At 71.3% G+C, this 23,846-nt stretch carries 23 protein-coding genes and 1 pseudogene; 10 read left to right on the top strand and 14 right to left on the bottom strand.

All coding sequences use genetic code 11. The features are described 5' to 3' along the window. Positions 1 to 34: 34 nt before the first annotated feature. From ODJ79_RS14575 to ODJ79_RS14585, 3 genes are read right to left on the bottom strand one after another with little or no spacing between them, the layout of a single operon-like run. A complete protein-coding gene (locus tag ODJ79_RS14575; RefSeq protein ID WP_263023964.1) occupies positions 35 to 445 on the bottom strand; it encodes a hypothetical protein in 411 nt (136 codons plus the stop codon). Beyond that, a complete protein-coding gene (locus ODJ79_RS14580; RefSeq protein WP_263023965.1) occupies positions 442 to 1,392 on the bottom strand; it encodes a metallophosphoesterase family protein in 951 nt (316 codons plus the stop codon). The genes ODJ79_RS14575 and ODJ79_RS14580 overlap by 4 nt, the downstream gene beginning before the upstream one ends. Further along, on the bottom strand, positions 1,389 to 1,895 hold the full coding sequence (locus ODJ79_RS14585) for a cupredoxin family copper-binding protein (protein ID WP_263023966.1): 507 nt from the start codon (positions 1,893 to 1,895) through the stop codon (positions 1,389 to 1,391). Before ODJ79_RS14585 ends, ODJ79_RS14580 begins: the two co-directional genes overlap by 4 nt. A 193-nt stretch (positions 1,896 to 2,088) precedes the next feature. Between ODJ79_RS14585 and ODJ79_RS14590 the strand changes: the two genes are divergently transcribed. Further along, on the top strand, positions 2,089 to 2,475 hold the full coding sequence (locus ODJ79_RS14590; protein WP_263023967.1) for a hypothetical protein: 387 nt from the start codon (positions 2,089 to 2,091) through the stop codon (positions 2,473 to 2,475). Positions 2,476 to 2,534: 59 nt separating this feature from the next. Here ODJ79_RS14590 and ODJ79_RS14595 read toward each other — a convergent pair whose 3' ends face one another. Together ODJ79_RS14595 and ODJ79_RS14600 are read right to left on the bottom strand one after the other, a co-directional pair. Continuing rightward, positions 2,535 to 2,936 carry an SRPBCC family protein gene (locus ODJ79_RS14595; protein WP_317620665.1) on the bottom strand — a complete coding sequence of 134 codons (402 nt, stop codon included), beginning with the start codon at positions 2,934 to 2,936 and terminating at the stop codon, positions 2,535 to 2,537. Positions 2,937 to 2,948: 12 nt separating this feature from the next. Next, entirely contained in the window at positions 2,949 to 4,058 is a 1,110-nt protein-coding gene (locus ODJ79_RS14600; protein WP_263023968.1) for an alkene reductase, read from the bottom strand. A 106-nt stretch (positions 4,059 to 4,164) separates the two neighbouring features. Between ODJ79_RS14600 and ODJ79_RS14605 the strand changes: the two genes are divergently transcribed. Beyond that, complete coding sequence (locus tag ODJ79_RS14605) at positions 4,165 to 4,548, top strand: MerR family transcriptional regulator (RefSeq protein ID WP_263023969.1); 384 nt, start codon at positions 4,165 to 4,167, stop codon at positions 4,546 to 4,548. Positions 4,549 to 4,635: 87 nt separating this feature from the next. Beyond that, positions 4,636 to 5,601 carry a hypothetical protein gene (locus ODJ79_RS14610; RefSeq protein ID WP_263023970.1) on the top strand — a complete coding sequence of 322 codons (966 nt, stop codon included), beginning with the start codon at positions 4,636 to 4,638 and terminating at the stop codon, positions 5,599 to 5,601. Positions 5,602 to 5,707: 106 nt separating this feature from the next. On the opposite strand, the gene ODJ79_RS47140 is transcribed toward ODJ79_RS14610, so the two are convergent. The 8 genes and pseudogenes from ODJ79_RS47140 to ODJ79_RS14645 all read right to left on the bottom strand — a co-directional run bounded on the left by ODJ79_RS47140 (position 5,708) and on the right by ODJ79_RS14645 (position 12,837). Beyond that, complete coding sequence (locus tag ODJ79_RS47140) at positions 5,708 to 5,863, bottom strand: DUF3500 domain-containing protein (protein ID WP_411267319.1); 156 nt, start codon at positions 5,861 to 5,863, stop codon at positions 5,708 to 5,710. A gap of 25 nt (positions 5,864 to 5,888) precedes the next feature. Continuing rightward, positions 5,889 to 6,842 (bottom strand): annotated as a pseudogene (locus ODJ79_RS14615) (DUF3500 domain-containing protein); the annotation flags it as partial. Further along, on the bottom strand, positions 6,839 to 8,638 hold the full coding sequence (locus ODJ79_RS14620; protein ID WP_263023971.1) for a sensor histidine kinase: 1,800 nt from the start codon (positions 8,636 to 8,638) through the stop codon (positions 6,839 to 6,841). The pseudogene ODJ79_RS14615 and the gene ODJ79_RS14620, both read right to left, overlap by 4 nt. Beyond that, positions 8,635 to 9,309: a response regulator transcription factor gene (locus tag ODJ79_RS14625; protein WP_263023972.1), complete on the bottom strand. Its 675-nt coding sequence runs from the start codon at positions 9,307 to 9,309 to the stop codon at positions 8,635 to 8,637. The genes ODJ79_RS14620 and ODJ79_RS14625 overlap by 4 nt, the downstream gene beginning before the upstream one ends. 30 nt (positions 9,310 to 9,339) lie before the next feature. Beyond that, positions 9,340 to 10,527, bottom strand: a complete 1,188-nt coding sequence (locus ODJ79_RS14630) for an ABC transporter permease (RefSeq protein WP_263023973.1) — start codon at positions 10,525 to 10,527, stop codon at positions 9,340 to 9,342. Beyond that, a complete protein-coding gene (locus tag ODJ79_RS14635; RefSeq protein ID WP_317620666.1) occupies positions 10,524 to 11,189 on the bottom strand; it encodes an ABC transporter ATP-binding protein in 666 nt (221 codons plus the stop codon). The genes ODJ79_RS14630 and ODJ79_RS14635 overlap by 4 nt, the downstream gene beginning before the upstream one ends. After that, entirely contained in the window at positions 11,186 to 12,238 is a 1,053-nt protein-coding gene (locus tag ODJ79_RS14640) for an HlyD family efflux transporter periplasmic adaptor subunit (protein ID WP_263023974.1), read from the bottom strand. The genes ODJ79_RS14635 and ODJ79_RS14640 overlap by 4 nt, the downstream gene beginning before the upstream one ends. A gap of 35 nt (positions 12,239 to 12,273) precedes the next feature. Next, the gene (locus ODJ79_RS14645) at positions 12,274 to 12,837 is read right to left on the bottom strand and encodes a hypothetical protein (protein ID WP_263023975.1); all 564 of its coding nucleotides are present in this window, start codon (positions 12,835 to 12,837) and stop codon (positions 12,274 to 12,276) included. A 95-nt stretch (positions 12,838 to 12,932) separates the two neighbouring features. Here ODJ79_RS14645 and ODJ79_RS14650 point away from each other — a divergent pair, with 95 nt between their 5' ends. Together ODJ79_RS14650 and ODJ79_RS14655 are read left to right on the top strand one after the other, a co-directional pair. Then, the gene (locus ODJ79_RS14650) at positions 12,933 to 13,862 is read left to right on the top strand and encodes an alkaline phosphatase family protein (protein WP_263023976.1); all 930 of its coding nucleotides are present in this window, start codon (positions 12,933 to 12,935) and stop codon (positions 13,860 to 13,862) included. A gap of 133 nt (positions 13,863 to 13,995) precedes the next feature. Then, positions 13,996 to 14,637, top strand: a complete 642-nt coding sequence (locus tag ODJ79_RS14655; protein WP_263023977.1) for a PilZ domain-containing protein — start codon at positions 13,996 to 13,998, stop codon at positions 14,635 to 14,637. Between the two features lie 475 nt (positions 14,638 to 15,112). On the opposite strand, the gene ODJ79_RS14660 is transcribed toward ODJ79_RS14655, so the two are convergent. Next, positions 15,113 to 16,720, bottom strand: a complete 1,608-nt coding sequence (locus tag ODJ79_RS14660) for a methyl-accepting chemotaxis protein (RefSeq protein ID WP_263023978.1) — start codon at positions 16,718 to 16,720, stop codon at positions 15,113 to 15,115. 203 nt (positions 16,721 to 16,923) lie between these two features. Here ODJ79_RS14660 and ODJ79_RS14665 point away from each other — a divergent pair, with 203 nt between their 5' ends. The 5 genes from ODJ79_RS14665 to ODJ79_RS14685 all read left to right on the top strand — a co-directional run bounded on the left by ODJ79_RS14665 (position 16,924) and on the right by ODJ79_RS14685 (position 23,615). After that, positions 16,924 to 17,700: a S1 family peptidase gene (locus ODJ79_RS14665; RefSeq protein WP_263023979.1), complete on the top strand. Its 777-nt coding sequence runs from the start codon at positions 16,924 to 16,926 to the stop codon at positions 17,698 to 17,700. Between the two features lie 40 nt (positions 17,701 to 17,740). Beyond that, positions 17,741 to 18,295 (top strand): hypothetical protein, encoded by a 555-nt coding sequence (locus ODJ79_RS14670; RefSeq protein ID WP_263023980.1) that lies wholly within the window; start codon positions 17,741 to 17,743, stop codon positions 18,293 to 18,295. A gap of 63 nt (positions 18,296 to 18,358) precedes the next feature. Continuing rightward, complete coding sequence (locus ODJ79_RS14675) at positions 18,359 to 18,580, top strand: sigma factor-like helix-turn-helix DNA-binding protein (protein WP_263023981.1); 222 nt, start codon at positions 18,359 to 18,361, stop codon at positions 18,578 to 18,580. Positions 18,581 to 18,687: 107 nt separating this feature from the next. After that, a complete protein-coding gene (locus tag ODJ79_RS14680; RefSeq protein ID WP_263023982.1) occupies positions 18,688 to 20,304 on the top strand; it encodes a methyl-accepting chemotaxis protein in 1,617 nt (538 codons plus the stop codon). 206 nt (positions 20,305 to 20,510) lie between these two features. Beyond that, positions 20,511 to 23,615, top strand: coding sequence for a GH92 family glycosyl hydrolase (locus ODJ79_RS14685; protein WP_263023983.1), 3,105 nt, complete (start codon positions 20,511 to 20,513; stop codon positions 23,613 to 23,615). The last annotated feature ends 231 nt before the right edge of the window (positions 23,616 to 23,846 follow it).

Genomic DNA, 23,846 nt, shown 5'->3' on the forward strand with positions numbered 1-23,846 from the left:
GCATTCACCTCCTGCGGTGAGATACGCACGCGGGTTACACCGGACCGGACCTAGCCGCACCGCCGGCCGCCCGATGTCGCAGCGCCTGAATCCAGAGCGCGGTGAGCAGTCCCAGTGTCGCAAGCTCCGACAGCACGCTGACCAATGCTTGCGGGTGCGGCTGGAACCCCCGCTCGGTGAACCCCCAGATCCCCACCGTGCGGGAGAGCACGAAGCCGCCCAGGGCGCCGAGCGCGGTGCCGGCCGCCGCCAGTTGCACCAGCAGCGGTCCGCCGAGCAGCAGCAGCGTGGCCAGCGCGAACGACACCGCTGCCTGCAGGAGAAACATCGGTCCGACGTGGGGCACGAAACGGTAGCCGTCGACGTAAAGCTCAGCGTGCACGTAACCGCTCACGGCGACCGTGGCCACCACGACGAGCCGGATCACCAGCCTTGCCGTGCTCATGTGAGTCGTTCCTCCTTCACCGCCAGGGCCTGGTCCCCTTCCCGATAGGTCACGGTGCGGATGCCCAGGGCGTCCTCGAGCTGCCGGGCCGGGAGGACCTGCGGGGTAGGCGCGGGAGCGCGGCCCGGCGCGGGCAACGGATAGGCCGTCGTGGTGGCGGAGTGAAAGGTGATGTTGCCCTCGGTCTTGGTGAACAACTGGTGGACATGTCCGTTGAGGCAGGTCACCGAGGAGAAGCGGCGCAACATGTTGATCACTTGCAGCGCGTCGTCGGTGCTCCAGCCCCACTGCGGATACATGGCGAACAGCGGGATGTGGCTGAACACCACGACCGGGGTGTCCGGCTTCACCGCGGCCAGATCCCGGCGTACGAAATCGATCTGTTCGGTTCCCAGATGCCCCAACTTCTCCAGGCTCAGCGTGTTGACCAGGGCCAGGAAGTGCACGCCGTGGGTGTCGAAGCTGTACCACCCGTCGCCGGCCGTGTTGGCGCCGAACGTACGCAGGTAGGCCCGGCCGCCGTCGCCAACGGAATCGTGTTCGCCCGGCACCACGAAGACCCGCTCCGCCCGGACCGTGGACAGCATCTGCTTGACCTGGTCGAACTGCGCGGGGGTCGACAGGTGGGTCAGATCCCCGGTGTGCATGACGAAGTCGGGCCGGAACCCCAACGAGTTGATCCGGTCCACCGCGTGGCCGAACGAGGCGGTGACATCGGTGTTGGCGGGCCCGGTGAACCCGATGTGGCTGTCGGAGACCTGGACGAACCGCAGCGCGCCGGGGTCGGCGGTGGCGGTGGCGTCATGATCGTGGGCGACGTGGCTGATCACCTCGCCGGCGGCCACGCTGAGCACCACCGCGCCGCCGAACCATCCGGCATGGCGGATCAACTGCCGCCGGGTCATGCCCGCGCCGTCGGCGCCGTGTTCGTGGCTGCCCCCGTTCATCGGGTCACCGTCACGGTGGCCGTCATGAACGGGTGAATCGAGCACAGGTAGGTGAAGGTGCCCGCCTTGGTGAAGGTGTGACTGAAGGTGTCATTGGTGCCCAGGGCCTTGGAGTTGAGTGGTCCGCCGGACCCGCTGCTGGTCACCGTGTGCGCGTCGGAGTCCTGATTGGTCCAGGTCACCGTGGTTCCGACCGGCACGGTCAGCACGGCCGGCGCGAAGGCGAAGTTCTTGATGGCGACACGGTCACCGGCGACCGGCGCCGCGGCGCCGGCGGTCGCCGCGGATGGCGACGGCATGGGCATACCCGCCATCGACGGTGGCGGGCCGGAACCACCCGGCATACCCGGCAGGCTGCCGCCCGGTGAGGCCCTCAGCCCGGCGTCCGCCTTGTTTCCACCGGTACCACCGCACGCCGCAACCAGCCCGAAAGAGCCGATGAGCGCGAGGGAAACGGCGCCGCTACGCATTCTGCGAGCATTGGTATTGATGCGCGGTCGCATGATTGAAGCTCCTCCTGACGGATTTTTCGCGTCCGAACAGGAATACGAGCGGGGGTTACACCGACAATTTTCCGCCGGCCCCGGGTAACCCCGGTGCGTATGTCCTCGCGACAGGTCGAACGTGCCTTTCCGGGAGGTAGGAATGCGCAAGGCAGTCATGTCGGGGATTCTCGTGGCCGGCACCATCGGGAGCTTGGTGGCCTTCACCGGTCCGGCCTCGGCGAGCGGGCGACCGTGCAGCCCGGGTTTCTCCACCATTGGCGTGGGCAGCCAGGGCAGCCCGTACATCCTGAAGGCGAAGCAGGATGACGACGAGCCGGGCGGCTCGCCGGTGGTGGGCGAGGAATTCGAGATCAAGGTGCCGGCCGGGCAGGTTTGGCAGGTCACCTTCGCCGACAACGGCGTGATTTTCTTCGATCAGCCGTCCACGTCGACGGTCGACGGCATTCGAGAGGTGCACGCCGCGCCGAGTCAGCCCGGAACGCAGCACATGACGGTCCATTCGGTGAGCCGGGCCACCGGCGAGGTGATCGACGCTTTCGTGGACGTCCCAGCCGCGCCCAACTGCGGAGGGCACTGAAACGCGTCCCGCGGGCCCCGCCGGGTGCAGGTCACCCGGCGAGGCCCGTCATCAGGACGCTACGGCCGCTCCATTTTCCGCTTCAGTCTGCGGAGATCGGACAACACGGCATCGGCGTCGCGCTCGAAGTCCTCGTCGCTCATGGCCGCCTGGCGACGCAGGCTGAACACCACTTCGCAACCGGTGCCGTCGGCGGTCACCCGCATCGGGTTGTAGAAGGTCTCGCCCGACGCGAGCGTCACCTCGTGGTCCAGGACGCCGAACTCGTTGCGGGGCGCGAAGGCGACCACGATCCGGCCCATCGGCGACTCCATGACCCATTGCCCGTCGACCAGTTCGATGGAGCTGCCCAGGCCCGGCGCCCACGCGGGCAGGTGAGAGGGGTCGGACGCGTAGTCGTAGACGTCCTGGACCGAGCGGTCGATGTGTGCACTCAGGTGCCGGGATGTCTCCATGTCCATGGCGCGAAGCTATCAAGCACGCAAAGACGCTGTCTTGAAGGAATCGGACGTGACGCCGTGCTGGTAGGTCGGGTAGGTGAGGTAGCCGGTGTCGCCTCCGGCGTACCAGGTCGCCTGGTCGTCGGGCGCGAGGGGTAGGTCCTGCCGGAGCCGCTCGACCAGGTCCGGGTTGCTGATGAAGGCCCGGCCGAAGCTGATCAGGTCGGCGCCCAGCCCCAGCCAGTGGTCGGCGGCCGCCTTGTCCGTGGTGCGCGGGCCCATCGGGAAGGTCGGGTTGACGATGAGGGTGCCGGGCCAGGCGTCGCGCAGGCCGGCCAGGACGTCCTCGCCGGTGGTGGCCTCCAGGTGCAGGTAGGCCAGACCGAGCGGCGCGAGCTCGGCGACGAGCGCGCCGTACAGCTCGGGGACGTCGGTGTCGTGCGCGCCCCACAGGCCGGCGCCGGGCGAGAGCCGGATGCCGGTGCGGTGCGCACCGACCGCGTCGACGGTCGCGGTGACCGCCTCGACGGCGAACCGGATCCGGTTGGCGATCGAGCCACCGTACCGGTCGGTGCGCAGGTTGGCGCTGCTGGACAGGAACTGTGCGATGAGATAGCCGTTCGCGCCGTGCAGTTCCACCCCGTCGAAGCCGGCGTCGACGGCGCGCCGCGCGGCCTGGGCATAGGAATCCGCGTGCTCGGGCACCTCCGCGGTCAGCAACGCCCGCGGCGTGGGCGCCGGTTTCGGGCCGGTCGGGGTGAACACCTTGCCCTCGGCCGGCACCGCCGAGGGGCCCACCGGGTGCAGGCCCGTGGTGTCCGGGTGCGACACCCGGCCGCCGTGCATGATCTGGGCGAAGACGCGCCCACCGTTGGCGTGCACCGCGTCGGTGACCAGTTGCCACGATTTGACCTGCTCATCGGTGTGCAGCCCGGGGGTGCCCGGGTTGGACTGGCCGACCAGGCTGGGCTGCACCCCCTCGGTCACGATGAGCCCGGCGCTGGCGCGCTGGGCGTAGTACGTCGCCATCGACGGTGTCGCCAGCGCACCGGCCGCCGCGCGGACCCGGGTCATCGGGGCCATCACCACACGGTTAGGCAGGACCAGCTCGCCGAGCCGGTACCGGTCGAACAGGGTCGTCATCACACGCCGCCTTTCACGGACCCCACGATCGCCACGTCAGCTACGCTAAAAGCTGACATTGACGTCAGATGCAAGCGTTGAGAACCAAGTCACAGCGGGAGACACGATGCGGATTGGTGACCTCGCCACGCGCACCGGCGTGAGCGTGCGGTCCCTGCGCTACTACGAGGAGCAGGGGCTGCTCACCAGCACCCGCAGCCCCAGCGGTCAACGCCACTACACCGAGCACGAGATCGCCCGGGTCACGTTCATCCAGCGGCTGTACGCCGCCGGGCTGTCCAGCCGCACCATCGCCGAGTTGCTGCCCTGCGTCGACTCGCCCAGCGAGCAGAACACCGACGCCGCCTGGGACCGGATGATGCGGGAACGCGACCGCATCACCGAACACCTCGAGGAACTCACCCGGGCGCGGGACGCCCTCGACCGGCTCATCGAGATCAACCGCGCCCACCGGGCCCGGCTCGCGGAGGCAGGCTTTCACGGGTTGTAATCACGCTCCTCCATTCTGGTCACATTCATTCACTACGGTCGATCTCAGGCGCGCCGGACGAATGTGACTGATCACGAGGAGAGACAAGTGATGGCTCAGGAGGCCCCGGGTGGTGTCGGCCGACGGCTCGTCCGCGCCGCCATAGCGGGCATCGTGGCGATCGTGGCGGCGACGGCGCTCGCCGGCGTGCAGCCGGCCGCTGCCCAGGCGGCGTTGCCGGCGGGATGGTCGGGCTGGTCGCAGGTCCCCGGCGGCGGCGCGACGTACGACTCGCCCGCAACCGTCCACTACAACGACATCCAGTACCTGTTCGTCCGGGGCACGGACAACCGGATCTATGTGCAACGGGACAACGGCGTGCTCTGGTCCGGCTGGAGCGAGGTGCCCGGTGGCGGCCTCACCACGTCCGGTCCGGCGGCGGTGGTCTACCAGTCCCAGCTCCACCTCTTCGTCCGGGGCACGGACGACCGGATCTACGTCAACCGGCTGTCCGGCGCGTCCTGGTCCGGCTGGTCGCAGCTTCCCGGCGGCGGAGCCACCCACGGCGCGCCGACCGCGGCGATCTACCAGAGCGCGCTGTACCTGCTCGTCCAGGGCACCGACAACCGGATCTACCTCAACCGGTACGCGAGCACCACGTGGAGCGGCTGGTCGGAGGTGCCCGGCGCGGGCGCGACACCGTCCGGGCCCGCGGCGGTGGTCTACCAGAACTCGCTGTACGTGATCGTTCAAGGCACCGACAACGCGATCTACGCGAACCGGCTGGCGTCCAGCTGGTCCGGGTGGTCAGCGGTCCCCGGCGGCGGCCGCACGCCGTCCTCGCCCGCCGCGGCGGTCTACCGCGGTGAGCTCGGCGTGTTCGTCCGCGGCACGGACAACGCGATCTACCTCAACTCGCTGGGCAGCGCGTGGTCCGGATGGTCGCAGGTGCCGGGTGGCGGCGCGACCCCGTCCGGACCCGGCGCCGGGGTTTACCAGAGCGAACTGCACCTGTTCGTCCGGGGCACCGACAACGCCATCTACGTGAACCGGCTCGGGCCGCCGTTGTCCTGATCGAGCCCGGCCGAGTTCGCCCCGGATCCGTCGTCCTCCCGCGTCGGATCCGGGGCACCGCCTTGCCGTGCTCAGTGGTGGCGGGCGCGGTGGGCGCCCAGGACGATCAGTGGTGGCGGGCGCGGTGGGCGCGCAGGACGTCCAGGCCGAAGTCGCGGGACGGGTCGCGCCAGACCGAGTGGGCGTGGTTGGCGTTGCGCTGGGTGTTGTCCCACTCGATCAGCAGGTTCGGGCCCCTGCACCCGGTAGTAGTGCGGTGCACCGGGCGATGTCGAGCCGGCCCACGCGAAGTACAGCGTGTCGAGGGCGGCGGCGTCGTAGGCGGGGGCGACCGCCTCCGGCACCCGTCCGAAATACGTGCCCAGCGGGGCCTGCAGCAGGTCGCGCTGCCCGCCGTCGAGCTCGGCGCCGGCGATGCCCTTCGGTTGCCGGGTGTACTCCAGCGCCCGGTGGTCGGACTCCGCGTAGCCGGCGGCCGCGTCGATCGCGTCGCTCACCGCCTGCAGCTTGGCCTGCTCGGCCGGGTCGGGGAAGCGCTCGTCGCGCCAGACGCCGGCGAGGGGGATGACCCGGTCGCCGGGCGCGATGGTGGTGCGGTTGGCGGTGACGAGATCCGACGGGGCCCGGGCCGACAGGATCGCGCGCTCGGCCAGGCCGGGGTGCAGCGATCGGACCAGGTCGCGGCCGAGGTCTTCGACCCGGGCGAGCGGGCGGTTGACCGCACCGCCGAGCAGCTCGGAGCTGGCCGGGTCGGCGCCCATGAAGCAGGGCGTGGTGGCGACCAGCTCGCCGTCGACGACCAGGTTGTTCAGCGACACGTGGTGGCCGCCGAAGCGCCAGCCCCAGGTGGCGTCGCGGCCCGGGTCACCGAAGACGCGCAGGTAGTAGAGGCCCGGGTCACGGCCGCGCTCGCGGTCGAAGCGGGTCACGAAGCCCTCGGTGTGGTCGAGGACGTTCTCCAGGCCGATGGTGGTGGCGACGGTGACGTAGCCGGGGCGGGACAGGCCGGTGGCGACCAGCCGCATGGCCGCGCGCTGCTGGGCGGGCCGCTGCTGGTGCAGGGTCAGGCCACCGTGGTCGGTCGGGGTGTAGAACCAGCGCCGCCGCTCGCCGTCGGTCGCCGCATCCGACGGCGGGTGGCCGGTCGCGATCGCGCGCTGCTCCGCGGTCAGCAGGCCCAGCCAGGACCGGGCGGCCTCGGCCATGGTGGCGGCGACCTGCCGCCGGGGCGCCTCGCTCATGGCTCCAATCTAGTCAGGCCCCCGAACCGAACCGTGAACGTCGTGCCCACGCCGATGGTGCTGGAGACGGTGATGTCGCCGCCGTGGGCACGGGCCAGCTGGCGGGCGATCGCCAGGCCCAGCCCGCTGCCCCCGGTGGTGCGGCTCCGCGACACATCGGCCCGCCAGAACCGGTCGAACACCCTCGGCAGGTCGTCCGGCGCGATCCCGATGCCCGTGTCGCGCACGGTGATGACCGCCTCGCCACCCTCGAGCGAGCCCGTTACCACGACCGTGCCGCCGGGCGGGGTGTAGCGAACGGCGTTGGTCACGAGATTGCCGACCAGCTGACGGAGGCGTACCGGATCGGCGTTGATCTTGGTGGCCGGCGCAACCGCAACGCTCAGGGTGAGTCCGTCGGTCGCGTGCGCGGCGACCACCTGGGAAAGCGCCTCGCCCAGGTCGACCGGCGCGAGGTGCAGGCTCAGCGTGCCCGCGTCCGCCGCGGCGAGGTCGGCCAGATCGTCCACCACGTGCTGGAGCACCACGGTCTCGTCGTGCAGCAGGGCCAGCAGCTGCGCGTCCGGCCGGGCCAGACCGTCCTGCGCGGCCTCGACCCAACTGCGCACGTTGGTCAGCGGGTTGCGCAGTTCATGAGCGATGTCGCCGACCATCGCGCGGCGCTGGGCCTCGGCCTCGCCGCGGCGGCGCATCGCCTCGTTGAGCACGGTCGCCAGATAGCCGATCTCGTCCCGGGTGGTCACCGGTGCCGGCGTCTGCCGGGCGGCGCTCTCGGTCAGCACCCGCAGCGGGCGCACCAGGCGGCGCCCGAGCAGCACGGTGACCAGGATCGTCACCAGCAGGATGCCGCCCGTGACGGCCGCGATCCGGATGACGTTGCCGCGGGACAGGTTGAACGTGGTGCGGGCCAGCCCGGTGTCCGGATCGGTCACGAACAGCAGCGCCGCCGGCGCGGTGTACGGCTCCAACTGTGCGCGCCGCGACTGGTCGAGGCAGGAGCGCACCCGCGCGCCCCCGCGCGGATGCGCCGACCCGTCGATCGCCGCGAACGAGGGCGGGCTGGCGGCCCAGTTGACCTGGATGCCGATGAAGGACGGGTCCGGCTGGCCGAGGCAGGTCGCCATCAACTTCGCGAGCCCGCGCAGCGCCTTCTCCTCGCTCGGCATGCTCCAGCCGGCGAAGCGGGCGCCGCATTGGCTCATCGCGTCCTTCGGGTCGCCGCCGCGCACGACCACCGGCGTCGGCCGGCCGCTCGGCGAGCCGACGATCCGCCCCTCCACCCCCGCGGATGCCAGGCAGGTGAGCACGTCCTGCGCGATCTTGTCGACGGCCTGGGTCTCGCCCGCGGTGAGCCGGTACGGCCCGACGACCCGCCCGTCGATGATCTCCGTGCCGCCGGTGACCCCGAGGTCGAGCCGCAGCGGGTCCACGGTGGCCGCCGGGCTGCTCATGGCCGGTGGCGGCCCGGCCGACGAGTCGGCGATCACCTGCCGCTGCGCGGTGGTCAGCGTGACCCGCCGGCCGAGCGCCCGCGCCCGGTCGTGCAGCAGCGGACCGACCGCGGACCAGTCGGGATGCGTCGCCGCGTAGCCGACCAGCGCCTCGTACAGCCCCTTCTCGTCGGCGAGCGAGCGGCCCTGCTCCTGGCGGATCGCCCGGGTCGCGGTCTGGGCGGCCAGCCACGCGGTGGCGCCGACGGCCACCACCAGCACCCCGATCACGGTCAGCAGCAGCCGGGTGACCAGGCGGTGCCGCAGCGGAATACGCCGGCTCCCGGTCCAACCCCGCCGGCTCACGAGCCACCCAGCCGGTAGCCGGCGCCGTAGACCGTGCGCAGGTGGACCGGGTTCCGCGGATCGTCCTCGATCTTGCGGCGGAGGTTGAGCACGTGCACGTCGACGCTGCGCTCGGTGGAGCTGCGGTCCAGCCCGCGGGTGTGCGCGAGCAGCTGGGCGCGGCTGAACAGGCGGCCCGGCTCGCGGGCCATCGCGGCCAGGATGGCGAACTCCCCCGGCGTGCACTCGATCTCCCGCCCGTCCAGCGTCACCCGGTGGTGCACCGGATCGACCGCGAGCGGGCCGGCCACGTAGCCGGGACGCGGCGTGGTCCGGCGCAGCAGCGTCCGCACCCGGGCGGTCAGCTCCCGCGGGCTGTACGGCTTGGTCAGGTAGTCGTCCGCGCCCACCTCGAGGCCGGTCAGCAGGTCGTCCTCGGTCGCCCGGGCGGTCAGCATCAGGATCGGCACGTCCGACTCGGCGCGCAGTTTGCGGCACACCGAGAGCCCGTCCAGCCCCGGCATCATCACGTCCAGAACCACCAAATCCGGTTTCTGCGTACGGGCGCAGTGGAGCGCGCCGTCCCCGTCGTGGACCACGCTCGCCGCGTACCCGGCCGCCTCCAGATACCGGCGCACCACCTCGGCCTGCCGCGGATCGTCCTCGGCCACGAGAACCCGCCGTGTGGTCATGGATGGCCCCCAAAGGTCATTGCGCGGCCCTCAGACGCTGGAGAGTGCTTCGGTCGGGTGCAGCCGGGCGGCCCGGATCGCCGGGTAGACGCCGGCCAGCACGCCGATCGCCAGCGCGCCGGTGAGCCCGCCGGCCGTCGACCTGCCCGGGACGACCAGCGGCCAGTCCTGCCAGGCACAATAGGCGGCCGTCGCCAGCACTCCGCCGAGGACGCCGGCCGCCCCGCCGAGAACGGACAGCACGATCGACTCGGTGAGGAACTGGACGCGCACCTGCCCCCGGTTCGCGCCCAGCGCCCGGCGCAGGCCGATCTCGCGGCGCCGCTCCAGCACCGAGATGTACATCGTGTTGGCCACGCCGATGCCGCCGACCAGCAGCGCGATCCCGGCCAGCCCGAGGAACAGCGCGCCGAAGGTGCGCTCGACCGCCCGCTTGGCGCCGAGGGCGTCGGACGGCCGGCTGACCAGCACGTCGCCGGGGTGCTCGGGGTCTACGGTCGCGGCCAGCACCCCGCGCACGGCCTCCACCTGGTCGTCGGTGGTCTGCAGGTAGATCCGGGTCGGATGGCCGCCGAACCGCAGCCACTTTCCGGCCGCGTCCCAGCCGATCAGCACCGACCGGTCGAGGTCCGGCGACAGCGGCACCGGTTCCAGGATCCCAATCACCGTGAACCAGTGCCGCCCGATGAACACCTGGGGTGTCTTCTGCCCCGGGGCCAGGTCGGCGAAGCCGAGCCGGGCGGCGGCGACCGAGCCGAGCACCACGGTCGGGAAGTGCTCGACGGCCGGGTCCAGGAAGCGACCGGCCCGCACCCGGCCGTTGACCGCCTGGAGCAGGTTGTTCTTGGCCGCCAGCACGGCGAGCGCGTTGAAGTCGCCCGCTCCGGTCCGATCGGAGCGGGCCACGGTCTGCCCGAAGTCCGCGACCGCGCTGGCCACGGTCACCGGGGCGATCCGGGCGACCATGTCGACCGACTCGGCGGGCAGCATCACCGGCGGATCGCGGTCGGGCACCGGCGCGGCCTGCAGCCGGTTGGTGCCGAGCGCGGCCAGTTGCCGGTCGAGGGCCTGCCGGCTCGACGCCGGGATTCCGGTGACGACGACCAGGGTGGCGATGCCGATCGCGATGCCCAGCGCGGAGAGAGTGGCGCGGGCCTTGCGGGTGCGGACGCCGAGCAGTCCCAGCCCGATCAGGTCGCCGGGCGCGATCCGGGTCATGCGGCACCGACCCGGCCGTCGCGCAGGTGGACCTGCCGGGGGACCCGGGCCGCGATGTCCCGGTCGTGGGTGATCAGGGCGATCGTCGTGCCCGCCCGGTGGAGCTCGGTCAGCAGGTCGAGGACGGCGGCGCCGCTGGCCGCGTCGAGGGCGCCGGTCGGCTCGTCGGCCAGCACCAGGGCCGGCCGGTTGACCAGGGCCCGGGCGATCGCGACGCGCTGCCGTTCGCCGCCCGAGAGCCGCCGCGGGGTGTGGTCGAGACGGTCGGACAACCCCACCCGGTCCAACGCCTCCTTAGCCCGCGCGTGCCGGTCACGGCGACGCACGCCCGCGTAGAGCAGCGCCGTCGCCACGTTCTCCACCGCGGTCAGCCCGTCGATCAGATGGAACTGCTGGAAGACGAAACCGATCCGCTCGCCGCGCAGGCGCGACAGCTCCCTGTCGGACATGTCCGTGATCTCGTGGCCGCTGATGGCGACCGACCCGTGCGTCGGGCGGTCGAGAGTGCCCATGATGTGCAGCAAGGTGGACTTGCCCGATCCGGACGGGCCAAGAATCGCCACGAACTCCCCATCATCGATCCGGAGCGACACGTCGTTCAGCGCCGTGACTCCCCCGGCGTACACCATGCTCGCGTTCTTGATCTCCAGGACGGCGGTCACGAGGTCGTCACCACGCTCGCACCCTCGGTGATGCCGCCGCCGGAGACCTGGACCATGCCGCCGGCGAACAGCCCGACCTTGACCGCGGTCAGCGCGCCACCGGCGACCTGCAGGCCGTAACCGCCGCCGCTGAGCGCGAGCAGCGCGCCGACTGGCACCGCCAGCACGTGCCGAACGGTCGTCCCGGTGAACCGCACCTCCACGTCCGCCGTGGTCAGCCCGTCGAGCGCGGCCGGCCGGTCGGCCGTGACCACCACCCGTACCTTCGGCGTGTCGCCGTCCTTGATCACGTCGGTGCTCACCGAACCGACCGTTCCGGTCGTGACCGTGCTGTCCGGCAGCGTGATGCGCACCTTCTGACCGGCTCGGACGTCATCCGCGCGATCCGCATCGATCTCGACCGACACCACCTTGGTCTGATCGCTGACCGCCAGCACGTCCCCGGTCGCGTCGTCGCCGAGCTTCGCGCCGGCCGCACCGACGCGCACCCTCCCGGGCAGCACCAGGACGTCGCCGACCTTCAGCACGCCATCGGCCGGCTGGATCCGCCGGTCCCACTGCCAGCGCTGGACGGCCGCCTTGAGCGCCTCGGTGAACACCGCGTCGTCCCGGGTGACCCGCACCCTCGCGGCGCCCGCGCCGACCACGCGGCCGGCCGCCGGCTGCTCCCCGATCCGATACCCCAGCGCGCGCAGGTTGTTCGCGAGCACCCGCACGTCCCGGCCGACCACGCCGACCGGGCCGAGGTCGCGGAACATCGGCGTCGACCCGTAGAACAGCGTCACCGGCCGATCGTTCACCCGGAACAGCGTGCCGCCGCGCGCCACGACGCTGCCCGCCCGGGGCAGCCAGGTCACCACGCCGGCCGCCGTGCCGCGCAGGGTGCGCTGCTTGCGGTAGCCGACCGTGCCGGTCTCCGACCAGTAGTCGGAGAGATCGGTTCGGATCACTTTCGCGGTCGCCACCCGCACCGAGGCGCTGGGCGCAGGTGTCGCCTTGCGATCGGCGAGCGCCCGATGCGCATAGAACCCGCCGCCCGTGACAACCACCAAACCGATCAAACCCAGAGCGATTTGTGTACGCCTCATTTCTTCGTGTACGCCTGGATCTCGCAGTCGCGCTGGATCTGCACCGCCGCGTCGGACCGCACCTTCCGGTAGTTGGCGTCGGTCGCCGGTCGCACCCAGAGGCCCTGCTGGCCGGGCACCACCTGCAACGGGAGGCCCTTGGCCTGCACGCATCGCTGCTCGTCGCGCAGCTGGTCCCAGTAGTCCGGGTTCTGCTGCGGGTCGAGCTCCGGCGGGTTCAGCGGCTCCCGGTCCGCGCAGGCATCGACCGCCGGCTGGTACTTCTTCTGATTCAGCTTGTACGTGAGCAGCGGCCCGCCGTCCTCGCCGCCGCTCTTGGTCGACGGCACGCCGTGCGCGGTCCAGCAGGCGTAGTAGGCGGCGTACGCGCGGTCGATCTGCTCCTGCGTAGCGCCGAGCGGAAGCTGCCGGTCGGCGGCGGAGTCGCTCGCGCTCGGCCGCACGGTCGCCGTCGTCGCCCCGGGGACCGACGCCACCTGCGGCCCGCTCGTCTTGGCGCCGCTGCAGCCGCCGGTCAGCAGCACGGCGGTCAGGCACAGAATCGTTTTCCGATTGGTCATACCCGCAGAGGCTGACCGGAGATTGTCAGGAAGCTGTTAGCGCCGACGAGGACATTCACCGGGCTTTCAGGCGAACGGCGGTAGGGTCCGCCGGCATGAGGTCGCGCATCGCCGTCGCCCTGCTGGCCGTCACCGTCCTCGCCGCGGGATGTCAGCACGGCTCGTCGTCCCCCGAGCCGACGACGCCGGTCAGCGTCTCGCCGCCGGCGCCGGACCCCGGCCGCAAAGTCATGATCATCGCCGAGGAGAACCACGGGTACGACCAGATCATCGGTGACCCGCACGCGCCCTACCTCAACCAGCTCGCGGCCGGCTTCGGCACCGCGACCGACTACGACGCCGGGTATCCGGCGCACTGCCCGTCGCTCGCCGCGTACATCCTGCTCACCAGCGGCAGCACCGCCGGCATCTGCGACGACGAGGACCCCAAGGACCACCCGCTGTCCGGTGACAACGTCTTCCACCAGGTCGGCGCGTCCGCCCGGCAGTGGCGGAACTATGCCGAGTCCGCCGCCCGGACGTGCGTGCTGACCAGCAAGGGCCATTATCTGGTGCGGCACGTGCCGGCGACGTACTTCGTGAACGCCCGGGCCGACTGCGCCCGGTGGAGCGTCCCGCTCGGCACCGCCACGGCCGGCGCCCTGCACGACGACGTGACGGCCGGCACCCTGCCCGCGTACGCGTTCGTCAGCCCGAACGCCTGCGACGACATGCACGGCGCCGCCGGCTGCCCCGCCGACCTGGTGCGGACCGGCGACCGATGGCTGCAGACCTGGCTCCCGCAGATCGTCGCGGGCCCCGACTACCGGGCCGGCCGCCTCACGATCGTCATCACCTGGGACGAGGGCACGTCCCGGAGCAATCACATCCCGACCATCGTGATCGCGCCCACCGTGCGGAACGTCAGCACCGGTCAACCCATGACGCACTGCTCCACGTTGCGCTTCGTCGAGGAACAACTGCATCTGCCGTTGCTCGGCTGCGCGGCCACCGCCACCTCGCTGGGCGCACCGTTCGGGCTCTGAGCTGCGCTGCGTCCGGCGCGCCTGTCGAGGCCCACGTCACCTCGCCGGATCGCTCAAGTCTCTGTTCGGGTGGCCGAATGGCGTACTCGACCGGATCCCCCTGCGTGAGGTGTCTCCAACCATGATCGTCGCGGTGTCTGCCACCACCGAGCTGCCAGTCATCGGTACGCCGATGTACCTGGTGCTTGGCGAGCACGTGAACTTCCGGTCCCGCCTCGAGTCGATCGACACCGAGACCTTCACGGTCGCCGCGCCGCTCGAGACCACCGGCCACACGGCGATCACGTCCGGCCACGAGCTCGACGTCTTCTGGGCGCCGCCGCGCACCCGCATCGTGCTGCCCTGCAAACTGATCGCGATCTCCGGAGAGGCCCCGTACCGCTGGACCCTGGCCCCGACTCAGGCCCCGCGCCAGAGCAACCGGCGCGAGTTCGTCCGCGGCGGTGGCGGCGCCGCCGTCCGCCTCGCCACCGGCAAGCGCGACATCGACGGCGCGCTGCTGGACATCAGCGAGGGCGGCCTGCGCTGCTGGATCGACGAGCCGGCGCGGCTGTCCCCCGGCGACCAGCTGACCGCCATGGTCGTGCTCGGCGAGTACGGCGAGGTCGAGCTCACCGGCACCGTCCTGACCGTCCGCGACGCCCCGCACGGCGACCCCGGCCAGCACATTGTGCTCACCTTCGACACGCAGGAGAGCATGGCCAAGATGATCCGCCTGTACGTGCGGAGCTGGGAGATCAACGAGCGCCGGCTGGCCAACAACCCGGACGCCTGACGGTCCCACCGGCGAGCCGCATCGCCCGGTTCCGACACCCCCACGTCGGAGCCGGGCGATGCGGCTTTTCGCTGCCCGTCTCGCACGCCAAGCGGGGGGTGGCCGCTGCACATCCTGTACGCCGCTGCCGATACCGCACGCCAAGCGGGGTGGCCGCTGCCCATCCCGTACGCGACTGCCGATCCCGCACGCCAAGCGGGGGTGGCCGCCACCCCTACGGCCGCCGGCCCGATGCGCATCGGGTTGCCTGCGGCTACCGCCGACCGGACACCCACCGGATCGGCCCCTCTCTCCGCGCGGCAGAAAGCGGGTGGGCGTGCGCTGACGCGTGCGGCTGACGACATCGGGTGTCTGGGCAAACTCAGCCGAGGAGCACCCGGACCTTGAACGCAGGCGAGGGACCACTCCCGCCGGCCCGAGCACGGTGTCATCGGGCGTTCGAGAGCGGTCCCTCGCCGGGGGCCATGGCGATCGGTCAGTGCTGGAAGCGTCCGATCGTTTCGCGCAGTTCACGCGCCATCGTCGCCACCGTGGAGATCGCCGCCTGGGACGCCGAGGTCTCCGCCTCGGTGGTCCGGGCCGCGTCGGCCACGTCGGTGATCGTGCCGGCGATCCGGGTGCTCGACGCGGCCGCCTCGGCCACGTTCCGCTGCATCTCGGCCGTCGTCGCGGTCTGCTCCTCGACGGCGGTCGCGATCGCGCCCTGGTGGTCGTTGATCTCGTTGATCACGTCGCCGATCCGGCCGATCGCGGTGATCGCCTCGGTGCTGGAGGCCTGGATCGCCGCGACGCGCCGGGCGATGTCCTCGGTCGCGTTGGCGGTCTGCAGCGCCAGCTCCTTCACCTCGCCGGCCACGACCGCGAAGCCCTTGCCGGACTCGCCGGCCCGGGCCGCCTCGATGGTGGCGTTCAGGGCGAGCAGGTTGGTCTGCTGCGCGATCGAGGTGATCACGCCGAGCACCTGCTCGATGTCGGCGGACGTGCGGCCCAGCTCGGCGACCGTCGCCGAGGTGGTCTCGACGGCGTGGACCGCCTCGCTGGCCACCGCGGCCGCCTGCGCCGCGCGCTCGGCGATCTCACCGATCGCGGCGCCCATCTCCGAGGCACCCTCGGAGACCGTGGTGATGCTGCTCGACGCGGTCGCGGCGGCGTCGGCCACGTAGGTGGCCTGCTCGGCCGAGGCGGACACCTGGTGGGCGATCTGGTCGCTGCTGCTGTTCAGCCGCTCGGCGGCCTCGTCCAGGGTGTGCGCGGAGCCGACGACCATGCCGACCGTCTCGCGCAGCGACGCGTTCGCCGACACCAGGGCGGCCGCCATGGCACCGACCTCGTCGCGGGAGGTGACCTGCGGGTCGCCGGTCAGATCGCCGGCGGCCAGCCTGGACAGCACGTTCTGGACCCGGCGCAGTGGCTGCACGACCATCCGGGCGAGGAACAGGCCGACGATCACCGCCAGCAGCACGCAACCCAGCGAGATGACCAGCAGCACCCGGGTGCTGTCGCGCTGCGCCGTCACGGCCGCGGCGGCGACCGACTGGGCCTGGGTGGTCTCCGCGGCGGTCAGCGTGTCCAGGGCCTGGCCGAACACGTTGTTGGCCGCGCCGAGGGCGCCGCTGTCGTCCAGCAGCGTCTCCGCCTGCTTCAGCCAGCCGTTCCGGATGAACCCGACGAGCTGGTTGTCGCGGCTGGCCCGGAACTCGTTGAGTCCGAGCCGGGCCTGCGCCAGGAGCGTGGTCTGCTGCCGGGTGAGGGTCCCGTGGTCCTTGACGTACGAGTCGATGGCTTTGTCCACCGCTGCGTCGATGCCGGGGAAGCTGTCGATCGCCGCTTGCTGCGCGTCGCCGCGCTCGCGGAGGGCGTCGCGGACGATGACGCGGGAATCGCCCTGGGCGTCCCGCAGCGACACCAGGTCGTTCAGCGGCTTGGCCGTGTGGGCGTACATCGCCTCGGTGCGCTCGCCGGCGGTGCTCAGGCCGGCCACCGCAACCCACGAGATGGTCCCCAGGCCCAGGGCCGACACCATGACCGGCGCCAGCACCTTGGTACGCAGGGAACGATCTTCCAACCAGGAAGTGAGGAACATCTAGGGTCCTTCGTCGGATGCGGCTTGAGCGCTCTCTCAGTCGGTGGCGACGGCCGTCACATGAGGTGGTGAGACATGCGCCACACAAAATCATCAGACCATTCCGGCCCCGGCCGGGCGGCCCGAATCCTGCTGAACAATCCGGTACCGCTACCGTCGTCCTCTGTGGAGTGATCCCGCTCCACTCACGAGGGGAGGAACGCATGTCCACCCGACTGCGCACCGCAACTGCCGTCGCGCTCGCCGCGGCCGGCTCGCTGGCGCTGCTGCTCGGCACGTCCGGCCCGGCCGCGGCCGTGGCCGACGGGACGCCGGCCGCCGAGGGGCAGTACCGGTTCGCCACCAAGCTCACCATGACGAACATCCCGCGGCCGGACGGCACGACGTACAACAGCGGGTGTTCGGCCTCGCTGATCGCCCCGCAGTGGATCATCACGGCCGGGCACTGCTTCCACGACGTGAACCGGGTCCCGGTCAGCGGCCCGGTGCCGTACGACACGGTCGCGACGATCGGGCGCACCGACGACGCGGACACCAACGGCCACGTCGTCCACGTGATCGAGGACTACCAGGCGCCGGCCGGCGACATCTCGATCGCCAAGCTGGCCGAGCCGGTACGCGACATCCGGCCGCTGGCGCTGTCCCGTACCGCCCCGGAGATCGGCGAGATCGTCCGGATCGCTGGCTGGGGCTCGCTCAGCGACGTGAACGCGAAGCCGGCCACCCATCTGCAGACCGGCGAGATGAAGGTGACCGCGGTCGCCGACACCACCGTCGGCGTCGTCGGGTACGCGCCGAAGCCCACCACCAGCGGCTGCCTGTACGACTCGGGCGCGCCGTACTTCACCACCGGCCGGCTCCCCCGGCTCGTCTCGCTGGACAGCAACGGTCCGGCCTGCCCGCACGACCAGCAGGAGACCACGGCCCGGGTCGACCCGATCGTCGGCTGGATCCACCAAACCATCCGCGAGCACCGCTGAGCCCACGCGACGCCCGGGGCCGCGGCGGTGCGAAGATCCGATGATGCTTCCTCGTCCGCCGTCGGCCCCGGTCGCGCTGGTGCCGGTCGACCGCTCGCACCGGGCCGTGCTCGGCCATCTCGGCCAGCTGTTCCGGCATGACCTTTCCGAGCCGTACGGGCACCTGCCCAACGACGACGGCACCTTCAACGACCGGCAGCTCGACCTGTTCCTGGCCGGCCGGGACCCGTCCCGGCGCGCCTGGCTGATCACCGCGGCCGGCCGGACCGGGGGCTTCGTGATGACGGTCGCGGCGGACGGCGGCGGAACGTCGATCAACGGCTTCTTCGTGGTCCGGGCGCTGCGCCGCACGGGCGTGGGGCTCGCGGCGGCGGCGCAGGTCATCGCGCTGACCCCGGGGCGGTGGCAGGTCGCCTTCCAGCGCTACAACCCCGGGGTCGAGGCGTTCTGGTCACGGGTGGCGACGCGGGCGGCCGGCGACGCCTGGGAGATCCACGACGGCCCGGCGCCCGAGACCCGCCCGCCCGACACCTACATCACGTTCACCACGACCGCGGCGCAAACGACCGCCGAGCAGGCGCCTCCGGACCGGTGACCGCGCGACTACGCCGCAGGTGCGCACTGGTGTGCCGGCGTCCCGATGACCAAAGTGCCAAGGATGCCGACCTCGACGGAAGAGATGTTGCAGAGCCTCCCGCCCCAGCACCGGGAGATTATCGTCGCGACCTACTTCCGCCGCCGCACGACCGGCGAGGCCGCGAAGCAGCTCGGCCTGACCCCGGCCACCGCGAAGGCCCGGCTCTACGAGGCGATGCGTGATCTGTCGCTGATGGTCGCCACCCGCACCCCCGAGCACGCGGGCCCGTACCGGACCAATTGACCGGCGTCTCGCGTCGCCGGTGACCTCACTCACGAAGCGGGGTCGCGCATCCGCTTGCTGCCGATCGGACTGACAGTTCTTCCGGTCAATGGCGCTTGGGAGCGGTCATGGTGCGCATCGCGAATCTTCGTGTCGGTCTGCGGATGGGATTGGCGTTCGCCATGGTCGCCGCCTTGATCATCGCCGCGGCGGTGGCCGGTGCGTGGGGGCTGACGAAGACCAACGACGCGCAGCAGCGCTTCGCCAGGCTGGTCGAGCTCCGCACCGAGGTCGCCGACCAGCGCCTGTCGCTGGCCGACATCAGCGGCTGGCAGGGCCTGGTCGTCGTGGATGTCGTCACCGACGGCTACGCGGCCGCCACCGGCTCCGACGGATACAACCGCAACGGCATGCTGAAGGCGAAGGCCGCCGTCTACGACAAGCTCAAGGCGGGCGCGGGCAACGCCGCCACGGACACCGGGCGCCGCCTGTGGGGCGAGCTCAAGGCGAGCTGGGACGCCTACTTCGCCGAGGATGACGCGCTGCTGCAGGCGATCGGGCGGGATCCTCGGGCGGGCGTCGCCGCGGCCAAGAAGAGCTTCAACGAAGGCACCACCAGCGAGATCTATGCGCGGATCAGTACCACGATCGACTCGATGGACCAGGAGCTCGGCGCCCAGATGACCGCCGAGACCACCGCCATGGCGAACCTGCGTCGGGAGAGCATGGCCGTGCTGGGCACCGCGCTGGTCGTCGCGCTGCTGGCCGCCGTGACCCTGAGCATCGTCACGACCCGGTCGGTGGTCCGGCCGCTGCGGACCGTCGTCCGGGCGCTGCGCGGCCTCGCCGCCGGCGATCTGACCGTCCACGCCGAGGTGCCCGGCAACGACGAGCTGGCCGAGCTGGGCAACGCCCTGAACAACACCACGGCGGCGCTGCGCGAGACCGTCGGGGCGCTGTCCGGCCACGCCGAGCACATCTCCACCGCGTCGACCGACCTCACCGAGACCGCGGTCCAGATCGCCACGATGGCCGAGGAGACCAGCACCCAGGCCGGCGAGGTGGCCCGCAGCGCCCAGCACGTCTCGGCGAACGTGCACACCGTCTCGGTCGGCAGCGCCCAGGTGGACAGCTCCATCGAGGAGATCTCCAGCAACGCGGCCGAGGCCGCCGCCGTGGTCGTCGAGGCGGTCGCCGCCGCCGAGACCACCACCGCCACCGTGACCCGCCTCGGCGCGTCGTCCACCGAGATCGGCGCCGTCGTCAACGCGATCACCATGATCGCCGAGCAGACCAACCTGCTGGCGCTCAACGCGACGATCGAGGCCGCCCGCGCCGGCGAGGCCGGCAAGGGCTTCGCCGTGGTCGCCAGCGAGGTCAAGGACCTGGCCCAGGAGACCGCCCGCGCCACCCACGACATCACCGAGCGGGTGCAGGTCATTCAGGGTGACACGGCCGGCGCCGTGGCCGCCATCGAGGAGATCACGACGATCATCCGCCGGATCAGCGGCTACCAGGAGCTCATCACCGCGGCCGTCGCGCGGCAGAGCTCCACCACGGCGGAGATGGGCCGCAACGTCGCGGCGGCCTCGACGGCCAGCGAACAGATCAGCGCCACGATCGCGGATGTGGCGGCCGCGGCGCACACGACGGCCGAAGGCGTCAACCGCTCGCAGAGCGCCGCCGGCGAGCTGGCCACCATGGCCGCCGAGCTGCGCACGCTCGTGGCCGCCTTCAAGCTCTGAGCCGGCGGGCAATCGGCCAGGCTCCGAGCCGGCGGGCGATCGGCCATGCTCCGAGCCGGGCGATCGGCCCCGGCCGGGGGCCGATCGTCCCTACGCTGAGGGTTCGAACGCGCAGGAATCAAGTTCCGGAACGCCAGGATATTGACATGCCTCAATAATTCCCGACAACGTTGTCATTCCCCGTTCCGCACGAAGGGATGGCACCGATGATCCGTGCCCTCGCCGCGGCTTCCCTGCTGGCCGCCGCGGCCCTGACCGCCGTTCCCTCGCCGGCGCTCGCCGCCGACCCCAACCTCACCCAGTACGTCAACCCGTTCGTCGGCACCGACGACAGCAACTCCCCCAACCCCGTCGTCGGCGGCGCCGGCGGCAGCACCTACCCCGGCGCCACCGTGCCGTTCGGCATGGTGCAGTTCAGCCCCGACACCCCCAACGGCTCCCCCTCGGGCTACCGCGACTCCGACCGGACCATCGAGTCGTTCAGCCTCACCCACTTCAACGGCGCCGGCTGCCCGAACAACGAGGACATCCCGTTGCTGCCGGTCACCGGCGCGCTCGGCTCGTCGCCGGGCTCGGCCTGGACCTCGTACGCCAGCGCGTACACCAAGAGCAACGAGAGCGCGGCACCGGGCTACTACAAGAACAGGCTCGACAAGTACGGGGTGACCGCCGAGCTGAGCGCGACGACCCGGACCGGCGCGCTACGGCTGACCTACCCGCCGACCACGACCGCCCGGCTGCTGATCAACGACAGCCGCTCGGCCACCGGCGACCGGGCCGGCAACGTCACGGTCAGCGGCAACCGGGTGTACGGGCAGCACACCGCGGGCGGGTTCTGCGGCGGCCGCACCTTCACGATGTACTACTCGATCCAGTTCGACCGGACCCCGACCGGGTACGGCACGTTCAGCGGCTCGACGATCTCGGCCGGCTCGGCGTCCGCGAGCGGCACGCAGACCGGCGCGTACGTCACCTTCGACACCTCGTCGAACGCGGTGGTCAACGCCACCGTCGGCATCTCGTTCGTCAGCGTGGCCAACGCCCAGGCCAACGCGACCGCCGAGACCGGCGCCTTCGACACCGTACGCGCGAACGCGAGCTCGGCCTGGAACACCGCGCTCAACCGGGTGCAGGTCACCGGCGGCGCCACCGCCGACCTGCAGAAGTTCTACAGTGCGCTCTACCACGTGCTGATGAACCCGACCATCTCCAGCGACACCAACGGTCAGTACATGGGCTTCGACGGCGCGGTGCACAGCTCGTCCTCGCCGATCTACCAGAACTACTCCGGCTGGGACATCTACCGCTCGTGGACCCCGCTGGTCTCGCTGATCGCGCCGGACGTGATGACCGACATCGTCAAGTCGATGGTGCTCGACGGCCAGCAGGGCGGCCTGCTGCCCAAGTGGTCGCACCAGAGCATCGAGGACTTCGTGATGCCCGGCGACCCCGGACCGATCATCGTGGACGAGGCCTACCAGTTCGGGGTCCGCAACTTCGACACCGCGGCGGCGCTCGCGCTGATGAAGAAGAGCGCCACCGGCGGCGCTACCCAGGGCTACGTGCTGCGCGGGAACGAGGCCACCTACGAGGCCAACCACTTCATCGCCGGCAACCCGTCGGAGACCCTGGAGTACGCCAACAGCGACTTCGCGATCAGCCGGTTCGCCCAGGCGCTCGGCGACACCGCGACCTACCAGACGTACGCGACCCACTCGCAGTACTGGCGCAGCCTGTTCAACGGCGAGTCGGCGTACATCCACAACCGCAACTCCGACGGCAGCTTCCCGTGGCCGCTCAACCCGGCGACCGAGTCGCCGTACACCGAGGGCAACGCCGCCCAGTACACCTGGATGGTGCCGTTCAACCTGGGCGCGCTGATCACGCTGATGGGCGGCAGCGGTACCGCGATCCAGCGGCTCGACCACCACTTCACCCAGCTCAACGGCGGCCTCTCGCTGCCGTACTTCTACGTCGGCAACGAGCCCGAGCACGGCGTCCCGTGGACCTACCACTTCGCCGGCAAGCCGTCGGCCGCCGGCGACGCGGTCCGGCGGGTGATGTCCGATTCGTTCACCGCCGGCGCGGGCGGGCTGCCCGGCAACGACGACCTCGGCGCCACCTCGGCCTGGTACGTCTGGGCGGCGCTGGGCCTCTACCCGGTCACGCCGGGCGCGGACACCCTGGCGGTGCACGGCGGCCTGTTCCCCAGCGTGCTCATCCAGCGACCCACCGGAAACCTCACGATCAGCGGCGGCAGCGCCTCATCCCCGTACGTCCAGTCGCTGTCGGTCAACGGCACGTCCACCTCGCACAACTACCTGAAGTACACCGACATCGCCGGGGGCGGGACGATCGCGTACACGATGGGATCCTCGCCCTCGTCCTGGGGAACCGGCTCCGGTGACCTCCCGCCGAGCTTCGGCGACGGCGCGACCCAGCCGCCCGCCGAGCCCAACCTGGGCCCGAACCTGGCCCTCGGCAAGCCGATCACCAGCGGGGCGGCGACCTGCGGCAGCAGCGAGTCGGCGGCCAACGCGGTCGACGGCAAGATCAAGGACAACAGCAAGTGGTGCACGGGTTCGACGCCGCGCACCCTGACCGTCGACCTCGGCTCGGCGCAGACCGTGTCCTCGTTCATCGTCAAGCACGCCGGCCTGGGCGGCGAGAACACCGGCTGGAACACCGGCGCGTTCACCATCTCCACCAGCACCGACAACGCGACCTGGTCGACGGCCGTGACGGCCACGGGCATGCGCAACAGCCGGACCTATTCGCCGATCCCGGCGCGGACGGCGCGCTACGTCCGGTTCGAGGCCACCACCCCGACCAACAACGGCGACACCGCCGCGCGGATCTACGAGCTCGAGGTGTACGGGTCGTCCTCGGCCCCCACCGACCTCGCGCTGCGCACCGCGGCCACCGCCGACTCGTCGTGCAGCGCCACCGAGGGCCCGGACAAGGCGGTCAACGGCAGCTGGCTGGCCGGCTGGGCGGACAAGTGGTGCTCGACCGGCTCGTCCAAGTGGCTCCAGGAGGACCTGGGCGCCACCAAGCACGTCGGCTCGGTGGTCATCCGGCACGCCGGCGCCGGCGGTGAGTACCCGCAGTGGGACACCCGCGACTTCGACCTGCTCACCTCCACCGACGGCAGCACGTGGACGACCCGGGCCTCGATCCGCGGCAACACCGCCGACACCACCACGACCACCATCAACGCCGACGCCCGCTACGTCCGCCTGAACGTCGTCACCGCGGCGTCCGACGGCAACAACGCGGCCCGCATCTACGAGATGGAGGTCCGCGGCTGAACACCGGGGGGCGGGGCACCGGCCCCGCCCCTGTCGCGCTCCGATGTCGTCGATCAAGCAGTCCCAGGTCACTTTGGACTGCGTAGGTGGGCAGGTCGGCGAGTTCGGTGGAGTCTGGAACCGGCTCCGATACTGTCGCTCGAGGTGTGCCAGGGCGGACGGCGGGGAGCGAGCGGCACCGGACCAGGTACGACGTCGTGCCTATAGAATCCGGATACAAGGCACTCGCTC

The sequence above is a fragment of the Actinoplanes sp. KI2 genome (assembly GCF_025630775.1).
In the GTDB taxonomy this organism is placed as follows: domain Bacteria; phylum Actinomycetota; class Actinomycetes; order Mycobacteriales; family Micromonosporaceae; genus Actinoplanes.

What these genes read in the sequence shown, in the direction of transcription:
- ODJ79_RS14575 (WP_263023964.1), bottom strand. Translation starts at nt 445, where the DNA reads ATGAGCACGGCAAGGCTGGTGATCCGGCTCGTCGTGGTGGCCACGGTC.
- ODJ79_RS14580 (WP_263023965.1), bottom strand. Translation starts at nt 1,392, where the DNA reads ATGAACGGGGGCAGCCACGAACACGGCGCCGACGGCGCGGGCATGACC.
- ODJ79_RS14585 (WP_263023966.1), bottom strand. Translation starts at nt 1,895, where the DNA reads ATGCGACCGCGCATCAATACCAATGCTCGCAGAATGCGTAGCGGCGCC.
- ODJ79_RS14595 (WP_317620665.1), bottom strand. Translation starts at nt 2,936, where the DNA reads ATGGACATGGAGACATCCCGGCACCTGAGTGCACACATCGACCGCTCG.
- ODJ79_RS14600 (WP_263023968.1), bottom strand. Translation starts at nt 4,058, where the DNA reads ATGACGACCCTGTTCGACCGGTACCGGCTCGGCGAGCTGGTCCTGCCT.
- ODJ79_RS14605 (WP_263023969.1), top strand. Translation starts at nt 4,165, where the DNA reads ATGCGGATTGGTGACCTCGCCACGCGCACCGGCGTGAGCGTGCGGTCC.
- ODJ79_RS14625 (WP_263023972.1), bottom strand. Translation starts at nt 9,309, where the DNA reads ATGACCACACGGCGGGTTCTCGTGGCCGAGGACGATCCGCGGCAGGCC.
- ODJ79_RS14630 (WP_263023973.1), bottom strand. Translation starts at nt 10,527, where the DNA reads ATGACCCGGATCGCGCCCGGCGACCTGATCGGGCTGGGACTGCTCGGC.
- ODJ79_RS14645 (WP_263023975.1), bottom strand. Translation starts at nt 12,837, where the DNA reads ATGACCAATCGGAAAACGATTCTGTGCCTGACCGCCGTGCTGCTGACC.
- ODJ79_RS14650 (WP_263023976.1), top strand. Translation starts at nt 12,933, where the DNA reads ATGAGGTCGCGCATCGCCGTCGCCCTGCTGGCCGTCACCGTCCTCGCC.
- ODJ79_RS14660 (WP_263023978.1), bottom strand. Translation starts at nt 16,720, where the DNA reads ATGTTCCTCACTTCCTGGTTGGAAGATCGTTCCCTGCGTACCAAGGTG.
- ODJ79_RS14665 (WP_263023979.1), top strand. Translation starts at nt 16,924, where the DNA reads ATGTCCACCCGACTGCGCACCGCAACTGCCGTCGCGCTCGCCGCGGCC.
- ODJ79_RS14670 (WP_263023980.1), top strand. Translation starts at nt 17,741, where the DNA reads ATGATGCTTCCTCGTCCGCCGTCGGCCCCGGTCGCGCTGGTGCCGGTC.
- ODJ79_RS14675 (WP_263023981.1), top strand. Translation starts at nt 18,359, where the DNA reads ATGCCGACCTCGACGGAAGAGATGTTGCAGAGCCTCCCGCCCCAGCAC.
- ODJ79_RS14680 (WP_263023982.1), top strand. Translation starts at nt 18,688, where the DNA reads ATGGTGCGCATCGCGAATCTTCGTGTCGGTCTGCGGATGGGATTGGCG.
- ODJ79_RS14685 (WP_263023983.1), top strand. Translation starts at nt 20,511, where the DNA reads ATGATCCGTGCCCTCGCCGCGGCTTCCCTGCTGGCCGCCGCGGCCCTG.